Here is a 17194-nt window from a genome sequence, read left to right on the forward strand (position 1 = left end):
GACGGCGCTCAATGGCGCCGTCGCAAGGCATTAGCCGGTCTTGCCGGTATGGTTGTTCAGCGAGATCACCTTGGTCTTGCCGATGCGATGACGGTAAATCTCACGCAGGTACTTGATCGATTTTTTCACGCAATCCCGTGACAGGCGAATGTCATTGATCGACACAAACTTCTCTTTGTCGTTGATCAACTCGCGGTACTTCTTCTCATACATCGGCTTGATCGCGTACCAGTTGGTATCAAGGATCTTTGCCGGGTTCTCGAATTCGTTGAGCAACTCGTCGATACGGTCTTCGTCAAAGTCCTCGTGGATGATGAAGTCCAGGATCGAGTTGTCCAGGGTGTCATCGAAGCGGTACGGGTTGCGCGCAAAGCAGCGTTTGATAAAGGCCACGATCAACGTGAGGAAGTCATCCGACAGGCACGGGCTTTTCGCGATCAGGGTGGTCAGCGACAGGTTGGCCGAGGCGCCGATCACCAGGGCGTAGCGCTTGAGGGTGGTGTTGGGGAACAGGCTGTTGAGGTGGGTCTTGAGCCGGTTCAGGTCCATGTAGGACAGCTTGTAGTCCTTGGGCAACGACACGATCGACACCACCGACGAGCAGTTCTTGAAGAAGTGCAGGTCATGCAGCGCGGCGGCGTCGTAGCCGGAGTTTTTGTACTGCTCCAGGGAGGCCTTGTAACGCTTGGATTCGATCGGCAGCAGGCTGATGCCTTCGATGGCCTGGGTGACCTTGTTGAAGTGCGGCAGGTCGATGGAGCGGAAGAACAGGTCGTCGATGTTCAGGCGCTGTGGCTCTTTTTCGAAGACCTTGAATTTGTCATTCGACGGTGCCGGCGTTTCCGGGACCACGGACTCGGCGTAGGCAATCGCCACCGGGCCGGCCAGGCTCATGAACAGGTCGTTGGCATCCAGGCGGATGGTTTCGCCGATGTCGATACCGGCGCGACGGAAGTAGTTCTGGTCGTAGTCAGTGGTCACGGCCTGGGCCGTGAGGATGTTGAAGATCTGCTGGGAAATGTACTGGTTGGCGTGTTTTTCCATGGCATTGACGTCAATGTTCTGGATATTGCCGTCATCGCTTTCTTCGGCGTAACGCATGATGTCGTTGGAGATCAGCATCATCGCGTTCCACGGCCGGATCCGCCCCTTCACGCTGGCTTCGCTGCTGTCTTCATTGGCGAAGTTGTATGAGAAATCCCACTCTTCCGACAGGTACTTGCACAGTAGCCGCCCGGCATTGATGTGCAGCGCCTCGGACATTTCGCTGCGGTGGTCGGAGATGTTCGGCAGCACGCAGATGCCGCTGGTGAAGATTGGCTCGAACACAAAGGCGTGGCCGCTCTTGCTGTCGTGCTCGTCGGCGGGCTTGGTGTCGAAGGTTTTGTTCATGTACGAGTGTTGCTGGGCCAGGCCGAATTCCGAGGCCATGCCCGAACCGGTACCGCCACCGGCGCTGAAGATCGAGAAGTACAGGCGCGACTGGTTGGCCTTGATGCCGCAGGAGTCGATCAGGTACGAGTGGATCATCTTCCAGTCGGGGCTGGAAAAACGCTGGGTGTCTTTATTGAGAATGATCTTGGCCAGGTACTGGCCGAGGATCGGCGCGTTACCGGCGCCGCCGGCATGGACTTCCGACAGGTCCATGATTTTCATCTTGCTGTAGTCGCGCAGGAAACCGCTTTTCTCGCCCTTGCGCGAGAAACGGATGCGCCCGGCGATGTCTTTGTCCAGGTCGCCGAGCATCACCAACGGTTCCACCAGGAACACCGGTTTACTGGCCTTACCGCTGCCCAGGCGCAGGTTGTTGCGGATCCACTGGGCGGGGCTGTAGCCCTTGTCTGGCGACTTGTCTTCGTTGCTGAATTCGTTCAGGTAGAACTTGCGCGCGTTGTACACCAGTTCCGCCACATCCAGCGCGATGTTCGAACCGCAACGGCCCAGGCCGATCAGGCACACCGAGGGAAATTCCTGCTCGTTGCGCGGATCGCTGTCACCTTCCAAATGAGGCGGGCGTGGGAACACCATGTCGCGCAGGCTGTCGAGGTTGTCGAGGATGCGGTCGGTATTGGTTTCGGTGAAGTACAGGTATTGCTGGGTGGCCAGCGGGCGGGCGGTGCTCAATGACTTTGAACCTGAGGGTTTGTCCGCAGGAGCTGGGAGCAACACGTCGGATACCACGGTGGCAGAGTTATTTTTAGAAGTCATTGTGCGCCATGTGCCTGGGCGGATGGCTGAAAATATCAAATAGCCATCACGAAATGGGAGTTCGCGACTTTACAGTGCGTCCTTGTCCTAGGCGAGTGGGTTTAACCCTAGTGTTTTCGGGGAAAACCTGGCCGGACTCCGATGAATCGGCCGTTTGTCGGCGTTCTTTAGGCGAATGATGGCGAAATGCCAAAGATTCGGCGTCAGCGAATTGGCCTGACGATGGACGTGGAGCCACCGAGTGTGGGGGAGGGGGCTTTAGGTGCGCTGGTGTCCTTGTTGCCCGCCTGGCTGTGCGGGTAGAGCGGGTTGCGCGTGTTGACGCCTTGCATAACCCCGATGATGTCGCTCGCCGGTACCGCCGGGCTCAGCAGGTAACCCTGGACGTAATCGCAGCCATGTTTGAGCAGCAATTCGAATTGGGCCTGGGTTTCCACGCCTTCGGTGACCACCTGCAAGTGCAGGGTGTGGGCCATGCCGATAATCGCCTGGACGATCTCGATGTCGGCGGTGGATTTGGGAATGTCCTGGATAAATGAACGGTCGATCTTCAACGTGTTGAGTGGCAGGCGCTTGAGGTAGGCGAGGGACGAATAGCCGGTGCCGAAGTCGTCGATCGCCAGCGATACGCCCAGCGCACGGATTTGCCGCAGCAACGCCAGGGTGCTGCTGATATTGCCCATCAGCGCATTTTCAGTGACCTCCAGCTCCAGGCGATTGGCGCCGATCCCGCTGAAGCGCAGCGCATCTTCGATTTCATCCGCCAGCTCATCACGGGCCAGGTTCAGGGCCGAGCAGTTCACCGACATGGTCAGGTCGGTGTAGCCACGGTCAGACAGCAGGCTCAGGTCATGACAGGCTTGGCGCAATACCCAGTGGTCCAGTTCGGCGATCAGTCCGTTGCTTTCGGCGATGCCGATAAAGCGGTCTGGGGCCAGCAACCCATGCTGTGGGTGTTGCCAGCGCACCAGGGCTTCCAGCCGCGTGACCTTGCCCAGTTTCAGGTCAAAGATCGGTTGGTAGAACAAGACCAGTTGATTGCGCGTGCGCAGGGCGCCGCGTAATTCTTCTTCCAATTGCAGTTCAAGGAAGGCGCGGGTCTTCAGGTTGGAACTGAAGAAGTTCAGGCTGTTGCGCCCGGTATCCTTGGACTGGTACAGCGCCAGGTCGGCGGTTTTCAGCAGTTCTTCACAGGTCAGGCCGTCATCGGGGAACAGGCTGATGCCGATGCTGGTGGTCATCACCATGCGTCGGCCGGCCAGCTCGATGGGTTCTTTCATCTGCTGCATGATGCGTTGAGCCAGGTGCCGGGCTTCATCGCGGTGGTGGATGCTGATCAGGATGCAGAACTCATCGCCGCCAAACCGTGCCACCACATCGGCGTGGCTGCGCACCGAACCCTTGATATGCCCGGCCAGCACGGTGAGCAATTGGTCGCCGGCGTCATGCCCGAGGCTGTCGTTGATGCGCTTGAAGTGGTCGATATCGAGGAAGATCACCGCCATCATGCCGTGAGAGGCGGTTTTTTCGGCGAGTTTCTCCGCAAAGATCTGGTTGAAACCCCGGCGATTGAGCAGGCTGGTGAGGGCGTCGTAATGAGCGACCTGTTGCAATGAAGCGCGGGCCTGGTCGAGTTCGCTGAGCAGGGCATTGACCCGGCGCAGGTCGCGTTCCTTGTGTTGCAGCTTTTTGTCGGCCAGGGCGGCGCTGATGCTGCTGCCGATCACCAGCAGCGTGATGACCGCCACCGACAGCCCCAGCTGGATGGGGTTGTTGTCCACCGGCAACGAGAGGTCAGCGCCAGTGGGGACGATCAATTGCATGGCGGCCATGCCAGTAAAATGCATGCTCAGGATCCCCGCGCCCAGGACCAGGCTCGCGGCATACTTGAGTAATTGATGAAACACGCCTGAGCCGGTGCGCAGGTAACTCGACAGCAGCAATGCAGCCAGGCTGGCGCCCATGGCGATGCCCACCGAGGCCAGGAAGAGTCCCGAGTCGAAATACAACTGGGCCTGGGACCGCATGGCCGACATACCCACGTAGTGCATCAAGGCAATGCCGATCCCCATCCAGACTGACGCCAGCAAATACTGGTGAAAGCGCAAGGCAGAGTGACTGAGGGTTTGCATGGCGATCAGCGACGCGATCAAGGCGATCAGCAAGGACGCGAAGGTCATCAAGAGTTCGTAGTGAATCGTGATGGGCGCCTGGAAGGCCAGCATGCTGATGAAGTGGGTGGACCAGATTCCACCGGCCAGGCAGCCGGCACCCAGCCAGCGCCAGTGGCGACGCGCGGTAGGGTCCTCGACATGACCGACACGTTCAGCCATGTCCAGCGTGCCAAAGCCTGCCGCGCATGCAACCAGATACGCCAGCAGCACCAGGAAGGGGTTATGACTGCAATTGAGAAGTAGGTGCCCGCTCTCTGGAAGCGCGGTGAAAAAGTGAAGACCCAGCCATTCCATAGCATGTCCCGTCATAGTGTCACGTCACTGCACAAGGCGATGACCTATTACGACCAGTGTAGACGCGTAGGAGAATTCGCCAGTAAGTAATGGCACTTTGCTTTTCTACGATTTTGGCATGCCGTCCATAGCGTTTGGTGCTAAGCGCTGATAGGCAGTTCCAGCTCGAACGGTGGTTCCAGCGGCGCCAGGCCAAACGCTGCCCGCGCGGCATCGCAATCGACGTTTTGCACGCCCTGGTACCACGAGGACTCGAATTCGCGGCACACACTTGAGCGCTGTTCGTAGATCGTGCAGCGAGTGCCTTGGCCCACTTCACCCTCAAGGCTGCAGCAGCGCGCGGGTTTCTGGTCGGTGCCGATCATTGCCACGCGGGTGGGGTTGATCTGTACCACCAGGTCATCGGGCACCGTGCCCCCCGACGAGGCGCACTCTCCCCAGAAGAAAGACACACGAAAGTGTGAACAGCAGGCACCGCAATTCAGACACGGACTGGCTTCGGACATGGGCGTCATCGATAAGAAAAAGTAAGGGGGGATGCTACGGAAGGCTTGCCATTCTATCCGTGCCATGGCCGTTGGGAAGGGGGGCGCGCACTTATATTTTTGTAGGCAAAGTCCCGTGCTTTCGGGCGAAATCATGCCCTATCAGCTTTACGAATCATTACAGACAACCGGGCCCTGCCTGACTATGTTGCAGGTACCGGGCAGGATGCATCGGGCATCGCAGCTCTCATAACAATAAAAGAGACGGACCCATGCAGAACTCGACCCAAGCGGCGAATGCCTGGCGCATTCTGTTCCTGCTGTTCCTCGCCAACCTGTTCAATTTCTTCGATCGCACCATTCCCGCGATTATCATCGAGCCAATCCGCATGGAATGGCACCTGAGCGACTTTCAGCTCGGCATCATCGGCACCGCCTTCACCATCGTCTACGCCATTGCGGGGTTGCCGCTCGGGCGCCTGGCCGATACCGGCTCGCGCAGCAAACTCATGGGCTGGGGCCTGTTCGCCTGGAGCGGGCTGACGGCGGTCAACGGTATGGTTGGCAGTTTCTGGACGTTTTTGCTGGTGCGCATGGGCATTGGCATCGGCGAAGCCAGCTATGCGCCGGCCGCGAATTCGCTGATTGGCGACCTGTTCCCGGCGCACCGCCGCGCGCGGGCCATGGGGATTTTCATGCTGGGCCTGCCGTTGGGGCTGTTGCTGGCATTCTTCACCATCGGCTGGATGGTCAAGGCGTTCGACAGCTGGCGCGCACCGTTCTTTATCGCGGCGGTGCCGGGGCTGATCCTCGCGGTGTTCATGTTCTACATCAAGGAACCCAAGCGCGGTGCGGCAGAAACCGTGCAAGTCTCCCAGGAACGCGTCGACCGCCCGATCCGCCGCGTACTGGCGGTGCCGACCTTCTTGTGGCTGGTGTTGGCCGGGCTGTGCTTCAACTTCGCCACGTACGCGTGTAACTCGTTCCTGGTGCCGATGTTGCAGCGTTACTTCCTGATGCCGTTGCAAGAAGCAGCGGTCGCCACCGGGGTTATCGTGGGGATCACCGGCCTGGTCGGCCTGACCCTGGGTGGCTGGATCGCCGACAAGATCCACCAGCGTGTCGCCAACGGCCGGCTGTTGTTCGCCGCGTTCAGCCTGGTCATCTCCACCGTGACCACAGCCTGGGCGTTGCACGCAGGGCGCATCGAGATCGGCGTATTCGTGGCGCTGTTCAGTGTGGGTTGGCTGTTCGCCTATAACTTCTACACCTGCGTGTACACGGCGATCCAGGACGTGGTCGAACCGCGCCTGCGGGCCACGGCAATGGCGCTGTTTTTTGCCGGGCTGTATTTGCTGGGCGGCGGCATGGGGCCGATCGTTGTCGGGGGCCTGTCCGATCACTTTGCCCACTCGGCGATGTATGCGGCGGGGGCGGAGCAGATGACCGAGGCTTACAAGGCGGTGGGGTTGCATGACGCCATGTACCTGATTCCGGTGGCGTTGTTCCTGACCATGCTGTTTCTGTTCCAGGCGTCGCGCAGTTTTGTGCGCGATGCCCAGCGGATGAAGGATGGGTTGGGGGTGGTTGAGGTGCCGGCGTCCGCGGCGACGGCTTGAGACCGAGGTGCCGCCTTCGCAGGCAAGCCAGCTCCCACATTTTGATTTGTGAATACATTCAAATGTGGGAGCTGGCTTGCCTGCGAAAGGGCCTTCAAGGCAAAAAAAAGGCCCGCATTGCGCGGGCCTTCTTTATTGGCGGAGCAGGGCGGTGATCAGCCCGCCACCAACACCCGAATCGCTTCCAGTCGCAGCGCCGCCTTGTCCAGCATGGCCAAGCCTTGCTCACGTTGGGTGCGCAGGGCAACCAGCTCGCTGTCACGCACGGTCGGGTTGACCGCTTGCAACGCGGTCAGGCGCGCCAGTTCTTCGTCGGTGTCCGCCGCCAGGCGACGCTTGGCCTCGGCCACACGCTCGGCGTGGCGCGGGGTGATCTTCTCTTCACCGGCGTTGATCCGTGGCGTCAGCTGATCGCGCTGGGCCTGGATGAACTTGTTGGCGCTGGCGCGTGGCACGCTTTCCAGCTGGTCGTTGAGGGTTTCAAACGACACGCGGCTGGACAGGTCGTTGCCATTGGCATCCAACAGGCAGCGCAGGGCGGCCGGTGGCAGGTAGCGACCCAGTTGCAGCGAACGCGGGGCCACCACTTCACTCACGTAGAGCAGTTCCAGCAACACCGTGCCCGGCTTCAGCGCCTTGTTCTTGATCAGTGCCACGGCGGTGTTGCCCATCGAACCGGACAGCACCAGGTCCATGCCGCCCTGCACCATCGGGTGTTCCCAGGTGATGAACTGCATGTCTTCGCGCGACAGCGCCTGGTTGCGGTCGTAGGTGATGGTCACACCTTCGTCGTCGCCCAGGGGGAAGCTGGCGTCGAGCATTTTTTCGCTGGGCTTGAGGATCAGCGCGTTTTCCGAATGGTCTTCGCTGTCGATGCCGAACGCGTCGAACAGGGTTTCCATGTAAATCGGCAGGGCGAACTGGTCGTCTTGCTCCAGGATGTCCTCGACCAGCGCATCACCTTCACCCGCGCCGCCGGAGTTGAGTTCCAGCAGGCGGTCGCGACCAGTGTGCAGCTCTTCTTCAAGACGCTCGCGCTCGGCACGGGCCTCGTCGATCAAAGCTTGCCACTCGCTGTCATCGGCATTTTCCAGCAGCGGCAGCAGGCGTGGGCCGAACTGGTGCTGCAAGGCGTTGCCGGTCGGGCAGGTGTTTAGGAAGGCGTTCAGCGCTTCGTGGTACCACTGGAACAGGCGCTCTTGCGGGCTGGTTTCCAGGTACGGCACGTGCAGTTCGATCACGTGCTTCTGGCCGATCCGGTCCAGACGGCCGATCCGCTGTTCCAGCAGGTCGGGGTGGGACGGCAGGTCGAACAGCACCAAGTGGTGGGAGAACTGGAAGTTGCGGCCTTCACTGCCGATTTCCGAGCAGATCAGCACCTGGGCGCCAAACTCTTCATCGGCGAAGTAGGCGGCGGCGCGGTCACGCTCGAGGATGTTCATGCCCTCGTGGAACACCGTGGCCGGAATGCCGGAGCGCACGCGCAGGGCGTCTTCCAGGTCCATGGCGGTTTCGGCGTGGGCACAGATCACCAGGACCTTGGTGCGCTTGAGCATTTTCAGCTGGTCGATCAGCCACTCCACCCGTGGGTCGAAGCGCCACCAGCGGTTTTCTTCTTCGACGTCCGGCTGCGACTGGAAGCTGACTTCCGGATACAGCTCGGCGTGTTCGCCCAGCGGCAACTCCAGGTACTCGTCCGGGTTCGGCAACGGGTAGGCGTGCAGTTTGCGCTCCGGGAAGCCTTGAACCGCGGCGCGGGTGTTGCGGAACAGCACGCGGCCAGTGCCGTGGCGGTCGAGCAACTCACGCACCAGGCGTGCGCTGGCTTCGGTGTCGCCATCGTTGACGGCGGTGAGCAGGGCTTCACCTTCGTTGCCGAGGAAACCCTGGATGGTCTTGTGCGCCGTAGGGGAGAGACGCCCCTTGTCCAGCAGCTCCTGCACGGCTTCGGCGACCGGGCGATAGTTCTCGCTTTCGGCACGGAAGGCGGCGAGGTCGTGGAAGCGGTTCGGGTCGAGCAGGCGCAGGCGCGCGAAGTGGCTGTCCTGGCCCAATTGTTCCGGGGTGGCGGTAAGCAGCAGCACGCCCGGGATCACTTCGGCCAGTTGTTCAACCAGCGAGTACTCGGGGCTGGCCTTGTCTTCGTGCCACACCAGGTGGTGAGCTTCGTCGACCACCAGCAGGTCCCAGCCCGCAGCGAACAACGCGTCCTGGGCCTTCTCGTCGTCCACCAGCCACTCCAGTGCGACCAGCGCCAACTGGGTGTCTTCGAACGGGTTGGTGGCATCGCTTTCGATAAAGCGTTCTTCGTCGAACAGCGCAACCTGCAGGTTGAAGCGGCGGCGCATTTCCACCAGCCATTGGTGCTGCAGGTTTTCCGGGACCAGGATCAGCACGCGGTTGGCGCGGCCCGACAGCAACTGACGATGGATCACCAGGCCGGCTTCGATGGTTTTACCCAGCCCCACTTCGTCGGCCAGCAAAACCCGTGGCGCGATACGGTCAGCGACTTCGCGGGCGATGTGCAGTTGGTGAGCAATAGGTTGCGCACGCACGCCACCCAGGCCCCAGAGCGAGGACTGCAACTGGCGGCTGGTGTGTTCCAGGGTGTGGTAGCGCAGCGAGAACCAGGCCAGCGGGTCGATCTGGCCGGCGAACAGACGGTCGCTGGCCAGGCGGAACTGGATGAAGTTGGAGAGTTGGGTTTCCGGCAGGGTGACCTGCTCGTTCTGCCCATTGAGGCCGTGGTACACCAGCAGGCCATCGACGTCGTCGACTTCCTGCACGGTCATTTTCCAGCCTTCGAAATGGGTGATGGAGTCGCCCGGCGAAAACCTCACGCGAGTGAGGGGCGCATTCCGTAGCGCATACTGGCGGGTGTCGCCAGTGGCCGGATAGAGCACGGTCAACAAGCGGCCGTCCTGTGCCAGAACGGTGCCTAACCCCAGCTCTGCTTCGCTGTCACTAATCCAGCGTTGCCCCGGTTGATACTGCTGCGCCATGCTGCCTGACTCCCGCCGTGAAAAAGCCGACTATCTTAACGGAACAAGCCCCCACGCCCAAGGACTCTGAGAAAAACTACTCCCTTGGCGCGGCGTATCGGAGGCCGAATCGACGGGTGGCGGGCACTTGCGAGTGTCGACTGGGTCACAGGTTGGCGAGCCTGTACTCAAGTCGCCCTGCAACCCGCCGAAAGCCTGTTGATCAGGAGAATAATCATTATGCTGCCACCCATGTTGCCCGTCAGCGTTGTGCCGGTGACGTCACAACTCGATCCGGTGCGCCAGAAGCCGGATATCCCGCCCGTGGTACCCGTTCAGCCGGGCTCCAACGAGAGCACGATCGACTTGAAAAAGGGCGATGCCGAGACCTCGACCTTTTTGCTGCGTGAAGAACAACGGCGCCAGCAAGAACAGCAGAAACGCCGGCGCGAGGCCGACGAAGACCCGGAGCAGCACCTGGCCATTCCGGGGGACCTGCTCAACGCCGACAACACCGTGCCGGTGGTGCCGTTGATCGAAGATGCGCCGCGCCAGGGCTTGTGGGTGGACGTCGAGGTTTAGTCGCGCAATTCCCGTAGGGCGGCTATCAGCAACTCGATATCGTGCTCGTTGTTGAGCGGGCTGACTGAAATCCGCGCCACGCTTTCCAGGCCCCGCGCCTGCATGTCCAGCGGCGTGTACGCGACACCGTTGGCCCCGATGTTAATGCGCTTCAACCCCAGGCGCCGCTTGAGTTCAAAGGCATCCCAACCAGCCAGGTTGAAGGCGATCAAGCCGGATTGACGAGTCCCCAGGTCGTGCAGGGTAATACCCTCAATCCCTTGCAACGCTTCGCGGATTTGCGCGCTGGTCTGCGAAACCCTCTCCCAGACGCGCTCGATGCCCAGTCGATTCATCTCCTGCAGCGCATTGCCCAGCCCCGCCAGCAAGGCGAAGGATGTTTCGCTGGTTTCAAAGCGCCGTGCATCATTGCGCAGGTCAAAGCCTTGAGCCGTCCATGGCGCTGAAAACACGTCACGCTGGGCAGGGTTCAATCGCTCAAGAAAGTCTGGTCGCACATAGAGCAGCGCCGTGCCACGCGGCCCACGCAGGTGTTTGCGCCCCGCCGACTTGAGCACATCGCACTGCAGCGCTTGCACATCCACCGGCACTTGGCCCACGGCTTGTCCGGCGTCGATGAAGTAGGGGATGGCGTGACGCCTGGCCACGTCGCCAATGGCTTGGGCAGGGTTGATCAGCCCGCCATTGGCCGGGAGCCAGGTGAGGTCGATCAACTTCACCCTGGCATCGATCATCGACTCCAGCGCCAGCGGGCACACGGCGCCGCTTTCATCACAGGGGATGACTTCTATCCGGGCGCCGGCTTGCACCGCCAGGTCCATGCTCGCCAGGTTGCCCCCCCATTCGTGGCGGCCCACGAGAATGCGATCGCCCGGCTGCCAGGGCCCCAAGGCCTGGAATGCCATGCTCCAGGCGGTCGAGCCACTGCTGGCAAATGCGATGGATGAGGCGGGGGCGTTAAGCAGTTGCGCGGCGGCACGACGGGCTTTTTCCATCAGCACTGCGCCATGTTCGCCGGCCTCCATCGGGCCGTCGCGGGCCTCCCGCTGCAGTTGCTCGATGATCGTGTCGAGAGTCGCCTGGCTGGGCAGGGAGGCGCCGGCTGGGTTGAAGTGCACGATGCCGGACTGGCAGCCAGGCGTTTCATCCCGTAACTGCTGGACGTCGAGCGGGCTCACGGGCGCAGCTCGAACAGTGCATCAACCTCCACGGCCACACCGGCGGGCAGGCTGGAGACGCCCACGGCGGTGCGCACGTGCCGGCCCTTCTCGCCGAGGGCGTTGACCAGCAGGTTGGAGGCACCGTTGGCGACCACGCTTTGTTGCTTGAAGTCGCCGCTGCTGGCGATAAACACCCCCAGGCGCACGGTACGCACCAGGCGCGACAGGTCATCACCGAGGGCATCGCTCAACTGCCCGAGCAAGCCCAGGGCGGCCAGCTCTGCCGCGTGTGCGCCTTCGTCATCGCTGATGGACTCGCCCAGCCGACCGACATAAGCCGGTTTGCCATCCACCAGGGGGATTTGCCCGGACACGAACAGGTGGTGCTGGCTCACGACATGGTTGATGTAGTTGGCAATCGGCTGGCTGGGTGTGGGCAGTGTGAGGCCCAGGGCTTGCACGCGTTGGCGGAGGGAGTCGCTCATGATGAAACCTCTCTGTTCAGGAGGTTCCAGCATGTGAGGTGTGGCGATGGGCGACAAACGGATAGATCTCACGCGACGTATCGAAAAAACTCACGCGTCGGCGCAGGCCTCCTTCAGCCATTGGCTGAAACACGCAGCGGCTTCGCTGGTAGCGCCTTGGGGGGCGATGAGCCAATAGCCGATGTCGCTGTGATAGGGCGGCCAATCAAAGGCTTCCACCAGGCTGCCGTCCTGCAGCCGACGCTCGATCAGGCGATGACGGCCCATGGCAATGCCTTGGCCGGCCACGGCGGCTTCGACCACGATGTTGTAGTCGTGCAGCATTACGCGGGGGTTGCGGGTGAGGTCGACCTGGTAGTGCTCGGACCAATCGGTCCATTCAAATGGCCGGTGCGATGTCGCCATCAGCAGCGGGCTGTCATGCAGGGCCTTGAACGTCGGGCTGCACACCGGGGAGATGACTTCCGGCATCAATCGCGTGGCCTGCACGTCGGGCCAGTCGCCCTTGCCGTAGCGGATGGCCAGGTCAACTTCGGCGCCAGCGACGTTGGCCAGTTGGATCGCCGGCAACAACTCCACCTGGATATGCGGATAACGGTTTAGAAAGGCGGCCAGGCGTGGCGCCAGCCACAGGGTGGCGAAGGAGGCCAACAGGCCGACGCGCAGCACGGTGGTGCTGGGCGCCGTTCTCTGGGCGCGAGTGGCGGCGGCGATGGCGTCGAGTGCTGGGCGGATTTCGTCGTAGTACTGTTGGCCGTCGGTAGTCAGATCGATGGCGCGGGTGCGTCTGATAAACAGCGGTTTACCCAGGTGCTGCTCTAGTTTCTGCACCTGATGACTGAGGGCACTTTGGGTGACCGACAACTCGTTCGCCGCCTTGATAAAACTCAGATGCCGCGCGACGGCCTCGAAGGCACGCAGGGCCAGCAGCGGCGGAAGGTCGTTGTGCAGTGCCACCGGGTGCGCCTCCTGATTTGGGTGGAAAGTGCCGATTTTGGGCGATGGCCTGCCTTTTGTCGCCGGTTGATTTGCCGTCGGGCGGGGGAGGCCGCATTATTGAGCCATTCCCTCCACGACGTAAGCCAAGCCATGAGTGAAGACGACAAGCTGATCGACCTGAATGCCGAACGTGCCAAGCGCGTGCATGACCTCAATGACAAGCGCCTGAATGAAGTGCGCCAGGCATTCGAACAGGCCATGCCACTGGGCAAAGTGAAGAAAAAGCCGAAGAACAAGCCAAAAAAGCGTTGAAACAGCCTGCATCCATTGATGCAGGTCAGTTATTGCCCTTCTTTACGCCCCGTCGCGGGCGACATTGATCCCCGTCAATTTTCCAACCCGCCTTCTCCATTAACTTAGCCCTATCGCAACAGGGCAAGTGCAGGAGGCCGGTCATGTTTTTCGATAATGTGGTGTTTGCCGGAGTGCTGACTGTAAGCCTCATGGTGATGTTTTTTGTAGGGTTTGGATTTTTTATCTGGAAAGACGCGAACAAGCGTAAAAAACCGTAAGTCTTTCCGGATTACATGGGCACGCAAGGCATTTTGGGCGACTTCGGTCGCCCTTTTTTTTGCCTTGAATTAACACGATGACTTGTAGGAGCCGGCTTGCCGGCGATGGTCGTTAACGATCAAGCGATATGTCTGGAAAAGCATGGCGCCTTTAGGCCCTTCGCCGCCAAGCCAGCGCCTACAGAAATACGAACATAAAAAAAGGTGCGACCCTCGCGGATTGCACCTTTTTTATTACCGCCGGGTTATCAGCTACCCAGCGCCTTGGACGCCAGCCAGAACAACCCGGCCGACAGGGCCACGGTGGCGGGCAGGGTCAGCACCCAGGCCATCAGGATGGTCTTCACGGTGCCGCCTTGCAGGCCGCTTTTGTTTGCGACCATGGTACCGGCCACACCCGACGACAGTACGTGGGTGGTGGATACCGGCAGCGCAAAGATGTTGGCAAAGCCAATCATGGTTGCGGTGGTGATCTGCGCCGACATGCCCTGGGCATAGGTCATGCCCTGCTTGCCGATCTTCTCGCCGATGGTCAGAACCACACGCTTCCAGCCCACCATGGTGCCTAGGCCCAAGGCCAGTGCAACGGCGAGGATTACCCAGAACGGTGCATATTCTGTGGTGGCGGTCAGGTCTTTGCGCAGCTTGTCGAGGTCGGATTTCTCACGGGCATCCAGGCCTGGCAGCTTGCCGACTTTCTTCGCGGTGTCGTCCAGGCAGAGCAGATAGCGACGCACTTCAATGCGCTGGTCAGCACTCAGCGAGTGATAGTCGGACACGCCCTTCAACGTGTCGACCAGCGCGTTGATGGTCGGCTCGGTCTGCTGCGGGTTGCACTGGAACTTGCCTGGCAGATCGTCCTTCACGCTTTTGCCCAGGGCCAGGAACTCGCCAAGCGTGGCGTTGTTGCGCTGGTAGAACTGGCTCAAGTGCACGGTCGCATCGCGAGTACGTTCGATCTGGTAAGTGGTGCTGCCCAAGTCGAGTACGAACTGTGCCGGCACGATACCGATCAGCACCAGCATGATCAGGCCGATGCCTTTCTGGCCGTCGTTGGAGCCGTGCACGAAGCTCACGGCCATGGCGGAGATCACCAGGACCAGGCGGTTCCAGAATGGCGGGTGCTTCTTGTCATCGAGCTTGCGGCGCTGGTCCGGGGTCTTGTGCATCTTCGACAGCGGGCGCCACCACTTCAGGCCGATCAGCACCAGGGCTGCGACCAGGAAGCCGGCCATCGGCGAGAACACCAGGGAGGCACCGATATCCACCGCTTTCTGCCAGTTCACACCGTCAGCCAGGGGGATGTCGTTGATCAGGGCATTGGCCAGGCCGACACCGAGGATCGAACCGATCAGGGTGTGGGAACTGGAGGCCGGGATACCGAAGTACCAGGTGCCCAGGTTCCAGGTGATCGCCGCTGCCAATAAAGAGAAGACCATCGCCAGGCCATGGCCGGTGTTCACATTGATCAGCAACTCCACCGGCAGCAAGTGCACGATGGCGTAGGCGACACCGACACCCCCGAGCAACACGCCGAGGAAGTTGAACACCCCGGAGAAGAACACGGCCAGGTGTGGCGGCATGGCTTTGGTATAGATGACTGTGGCCACCGCGTTAGCGGTGTCATGAAAGCCATTGATGAACTCGAAGGCGAGGACAAAGGCCAGGGCGAGCAACAGGCTCACGAGAACCCAAGCATCCAGTCCGCTGAATAAATCGATCATGAAGGTTTTCTGACCCGGTCGTAAGGGGGCGCGATTATGCCAGAAAACCTCAGTAATCGATGCACTAGCTGCTCATCGGTAACAATCTTCCCTGAAAAAAAATCGGGAAAACGCGTGCATCCCAGGGTTTTCGGGGCTCTGGCAAGTCTTTGATTTATAAAGCGCAGGGGGGCGAGGGCGGGGGATTGTCACAAAATCGTCATCCCTGAAACATTTGTATGAAATTTTACAGACGGCAGTGGTATGCAAGGTGGCCGGCTGCTAGCGATGTGCCAGCAGCCGAGGCCAAACCTTGAGGCTCAGACCGAATTGCTTATGGCTCTTCGGTTTTGAGTTCCTGTTCAATCTTTTGGATTTCCTGGGCAAATGCCTGGTCGAGCAGGCTGGCTCGTTTACGCCATGGTTTGCGTTCAGGTTCAGGCTGGGCGGCGTAGGTGGTGACTTCCCCGCCGTAAACGTCCTTGTAACGTTGCTCCTGGCGCTCAAGTTCCGCGCGCAGTTCATCTTTCGTCACATTGTTACCTAATTGAGTTGAGAGTAAATACGTTGCAGCGTTATGCCGGAATGCGCCCTCGGGGTGTCCCAAGTTGATCCGTAGAAACGTCCAACTTCGGAATAGGCAAGGGCGGCACTTGTTGAGTGCAGTCATTCGGGGCAGGTAGTTGCAATCGACACTGCACGGCCCGTGCAGTGCCTGGCGAGCTCCGGTTCCGATCATGCAACCGGGCGGACCTGCGCATAGAGTGCATTATAGCGGCGCATTTGAATAACACTATCAGCATAAAGTTAAAAACCATCAACTTTGTGTGAGCGTTTTGTTACACGGCCCCTTGGGTACCTGCGCAAATATTGGCGTCATAAATTCACGCAACTTCGGAGGTTATTAAGCACCGCTTAATTTCAAACAGCCCTGCACCCCAGCCATGGCTGTCCGCCGGCAAATTGCGATAATCGATTGATCGTCCGATAATCGCACAATGTTGTTGGCCCTGCCTTGTGCATCCCGGCTGACGCGGCTTGTAATAGCAGCCAAACCTCCCTGCGGTTGACAATAAGAGAAAGGATCCCGACATGAACGATCAATTGCGCAATTCCTTCGCGTCAGTGGCGCCGCCGATCGTTGCTTCGCCGGCCAAGCGCATCCAGGCGTTTACCGGTGATCCGGACTTCATGACCTCCCTGGCCCGTGGCCTGGCCGTGGTGCAGGCGTTTCAGGAGCGCAAGCGCCACCTCACCATCGCGCAGATCAGCCACCGTACCGAAATCCCCCGCGCCGCCGTGCGCCGTTGCCTGCACACCTTGATCAAGCTGGGCTACGCCACCACCGACGGGCGGACCTATTCGCTGTTGCCCAAAGTCTTGACCCTGGGCCACGCCTACCTGTCGTCGACGCCGCTGGCGGTGTCGGCCCAGCCTTATCTGGACCGCATGAGCGAGCAACTCCACGAAGCCTGCAACATGGCCACCCTCGAAGGCGACGACATTCTCTACATCGCCCGTTCGGCCACCACTCAGCGCCTGATTTCCGTGGACCTGTCGGTGGGTGGCCGGCTGCCGGCCTATTGCACCTCCATGGGCCGCATCCTGCTCGCGGCGCTGGACGACGCCTCGCTGCAGGATTACCTCGACCATGCCGACCTGCAAACCAAGACCAGCCGCACCCTGACCACGCCCGAGGCGCTGTTCGAATGCCTGCAACAAGTGCGTCAGCAGGGCTGGTGCATCGTCGACCAGGAGCTCGAACAGGGCCTGCGTTCCATTGCCGTGCCGGTCTATGACGCCTCCGGCCAGGTGCTGGCTGCGTTGAACGTCAGCACCCACGCCGGCCGGGTCAGCCGCGGCGAGCTGGAACAACGCTTCCTGCCGAGCATGCTCAGCGCCAGCCGCGAGTTGAGCGCGCAGCTGTTTGCCTAAGCTGTTCGGTGACCGCACAGATCCCGGTTTGGTCAATTGACGCTGTTTCCCCTGGCT

The 17194-nt window shown here is 60.5% G+C and carries 14 protein-coding genes; 5 read left to right on the top strand and 9 right to left on the bottom strand.

The genetic code is table 11. The annotated features are described in order from the left end of the window. Window positions 1-30: 30 nt before the first annotated feature. The 3 genes from KUA23_RS06870 to KUA23_RS06880 all read right to left on the bottom strand — a co-directional run bounded on the left by KUA23_RS06870 (window position 31) and on the right by KUA23_RS06880 (window position 5182). A complete protein-coding gene (locus tag KUA23_RS06870) occupies window positions 31-2208 on the bottom strand; it encodes a hypothetical protein (protein ID WP_252993622.1) in 2178 nt (725 codons plus the stop codon). Window positions 2209-2411: 203 nt separating this feature from the next. Further along, the gene (locus tag KUA23_RS06875; RefSeq protein WP_100491352.1) at window positions 2412-4676 is read right to left on the bottom strand and encodes a putative bifunctional diguanylate cyclase/phosphodiesterase; all 2265 of its coding nucleotides are present in this window, start codon (window positions 4674-4676) and stop codon (window positions 2412-2414) included. Between the two features lie 140 nt (window positions 4677-4816). Beyond that, window positions 4817-5182 carry a YkgJ family cysteine cluster protein gene (locus KUA23_RS06880; RefSeq protein WP_078047262.1) on the bottom strand — a complete coding sequence of 122 codons (366 nt, stop codon included), beginning with the start codon at window positions 5180-5182 and terminating at the stop codon, window positions 4817-4819. A gap of 251 nt (window positions 5183-5433) precedes the next feature. Between KUA23_RS06880 and KUA23_RS06885 the strand changes: the two genes are divergently transcribed. Beyond that, window positions 5434-6780, top strand: coding sequence for a spinster family MFS transporter (locus tag KUA23_RS06885; RefSeq protein ID WP_078047263.1), 1347 nt, complete (start codon window positions 5434-5436; stop codon window positions 6778-6780). Between the two features lie 155 nt (window positions 6781-6935). Here KUA23_RS06885 and rapA read toward each other — a convergent pair whose 3' ends face one another. After that, on the bottom strand, window positions 6936-9782 hold the full coding sequence (gene rapA / locus KUA23_RS06890; protein ID WP_252993624.1) for an RNA polymerase-associated protein RapA: 2847 nt from the start codon (window positions 9780-9782) through the stop codon (window positions 6936-6938). Window positions 9783-10001: 219 nt separating this feature from the next. Here rapA and KUA23_RS06895 point away from each other — a divergent pair, with 219 nt between their 5' ends. Next, entirely contained in the window at window positions 10002-10343 is a 342-nt protein-coding gene (locus KUA23_RS06895) for an aspartate-semialdehyde dehydrogenase (protein WP_078047265.1), read from the top strand. Here KUA23_RS06895 and KUA23_RS06900 read toward each other — a convergent pair. From KUA23_RS06900 to KUA23_RS06910, 3 genes are all read right to left on the bottom strand, one after another. Beyond that, complete coding sequence (locus KUA23_RS06900) at window positions 10340-11521, bottom strand: aminotransferase class V-fold PLP-dependent enzyme (protein ID WP_346356383.1); 1182 nt, start codon at window positions 11519-11521, stop codon at window positions 10340-10342. The genes KUA23_RS06895 and KUA23_RS06900 overlap by 4 nt on opposite strands. After that, entirely contained in the window at window positions 11518-11988 is a 471-nt protein-coding gene (locus KUA23_RS06905; RefSeq protein ID WP_078047267.1) for a RidA family protein, read from the bottom strand. Before KUA23_RS06905 ends, KUA23_RS06900 begins: the two co-directional genes overlap by 4 nt. Before the next feature lie 90 nt (window positions 11989-12078). After that, on the bottom strand, window positions 12079-12945 hold the full coding sequence (locus tag KUA23_RS06910; RefSeq protein ID WP_078047268.1) for a LysR substrate-binding domain-containing protein: 867 nt from the start codon (window positions 12943-12945) through the stop codon (window positions 12079-12081). A 99-nt stretch (window positions 12946-13044) separates the two neighbouring features. On the opposite strand from KUA23_RS06910, the gene KUA23_RS06915 reads away from it, so the two are divergent. Together KUA23_RS06915 and ccoM are read left to right on the top strand one after the other, a co-directional pair. Next, window positions 13045-13239: a hypothetical protein gene (locus KUA23_RS06915; RefSeq protein WP_141537463.1), complete on the top strand. Its 195-nt coding sequence runs from the start codon at window positions 13045-13047 to the stop codon at window positions 13237-13239. Between the two features lie 143 nt (window positions 13240-13382). Next, the gene (gene ccoM, locus KUA23_RS06920) at window positions 13383-13499 is read left to right on the top strand and encodes a cytochrome c oxidase subunit CcoM (protein ID WP_275957920.1); all 117 of its coding nucleotides are present in this window, start codon (window positions 13383-13385) and stop codon (window positions 13497-13499) included. Window positions 13500-13747: 248 nt separating this feature from the next. Here the strand turns inward: ccoM and KUA23_RS06925 are convergent, their stop codons facing one another. Next, entirely contained in the window at window positions 13748-15223 is a 1476-nt protein-coding gene (locus KUA23_RS06925; protein WP_099493772.1) for an inorganic phosphate transporter, read from the bottom strand. A 313-nt stretch (window positions 15224-15536) separates the two neighbouring features. Continuing rightward, window positions 15537-15737 carry a hypothetical protein gene (locus tag KUA23_RS06930; RefSeq protein WP_003189295.1) on the bottom strand — a complete coding sequence of 67 codons (201 nt, stop codon included), beginning with the start codon at window positions 15735-15737 and terminating at the stop codon, window positions 15537-15539. A 557-nt stretch (window positions 15738-16294) separates the two neighbouring features. On the opposite strand from KUA23_RS06930, the gene pcaR reads away from it, so the two are divergent. Beyond that, a complete protein-coding gene (pcaR, locus tag KUA23_RS06935; RefSeq protein ID WP_078047270.1) occupies window positions 16295-17137 on the top strand; it encodes a pca regulon transcriptional regulator PcaR in 843 nt (280 codons plus the stop codon). The last annotated feature ends 57 nt before the right edge of the window (window positions 17138-17194 follow it).

Source organism: Pseudomonas pergaminensis, from assembly GCF_024112395.2.
Taxonomy (GTDB): Bacteria; Pseudomonadota; Gammaproteobacteria; order Pseudomonadales; family Pseudomonadaceae; genus Aquipseudomonas; species Aquipseudomonas pergaminensis.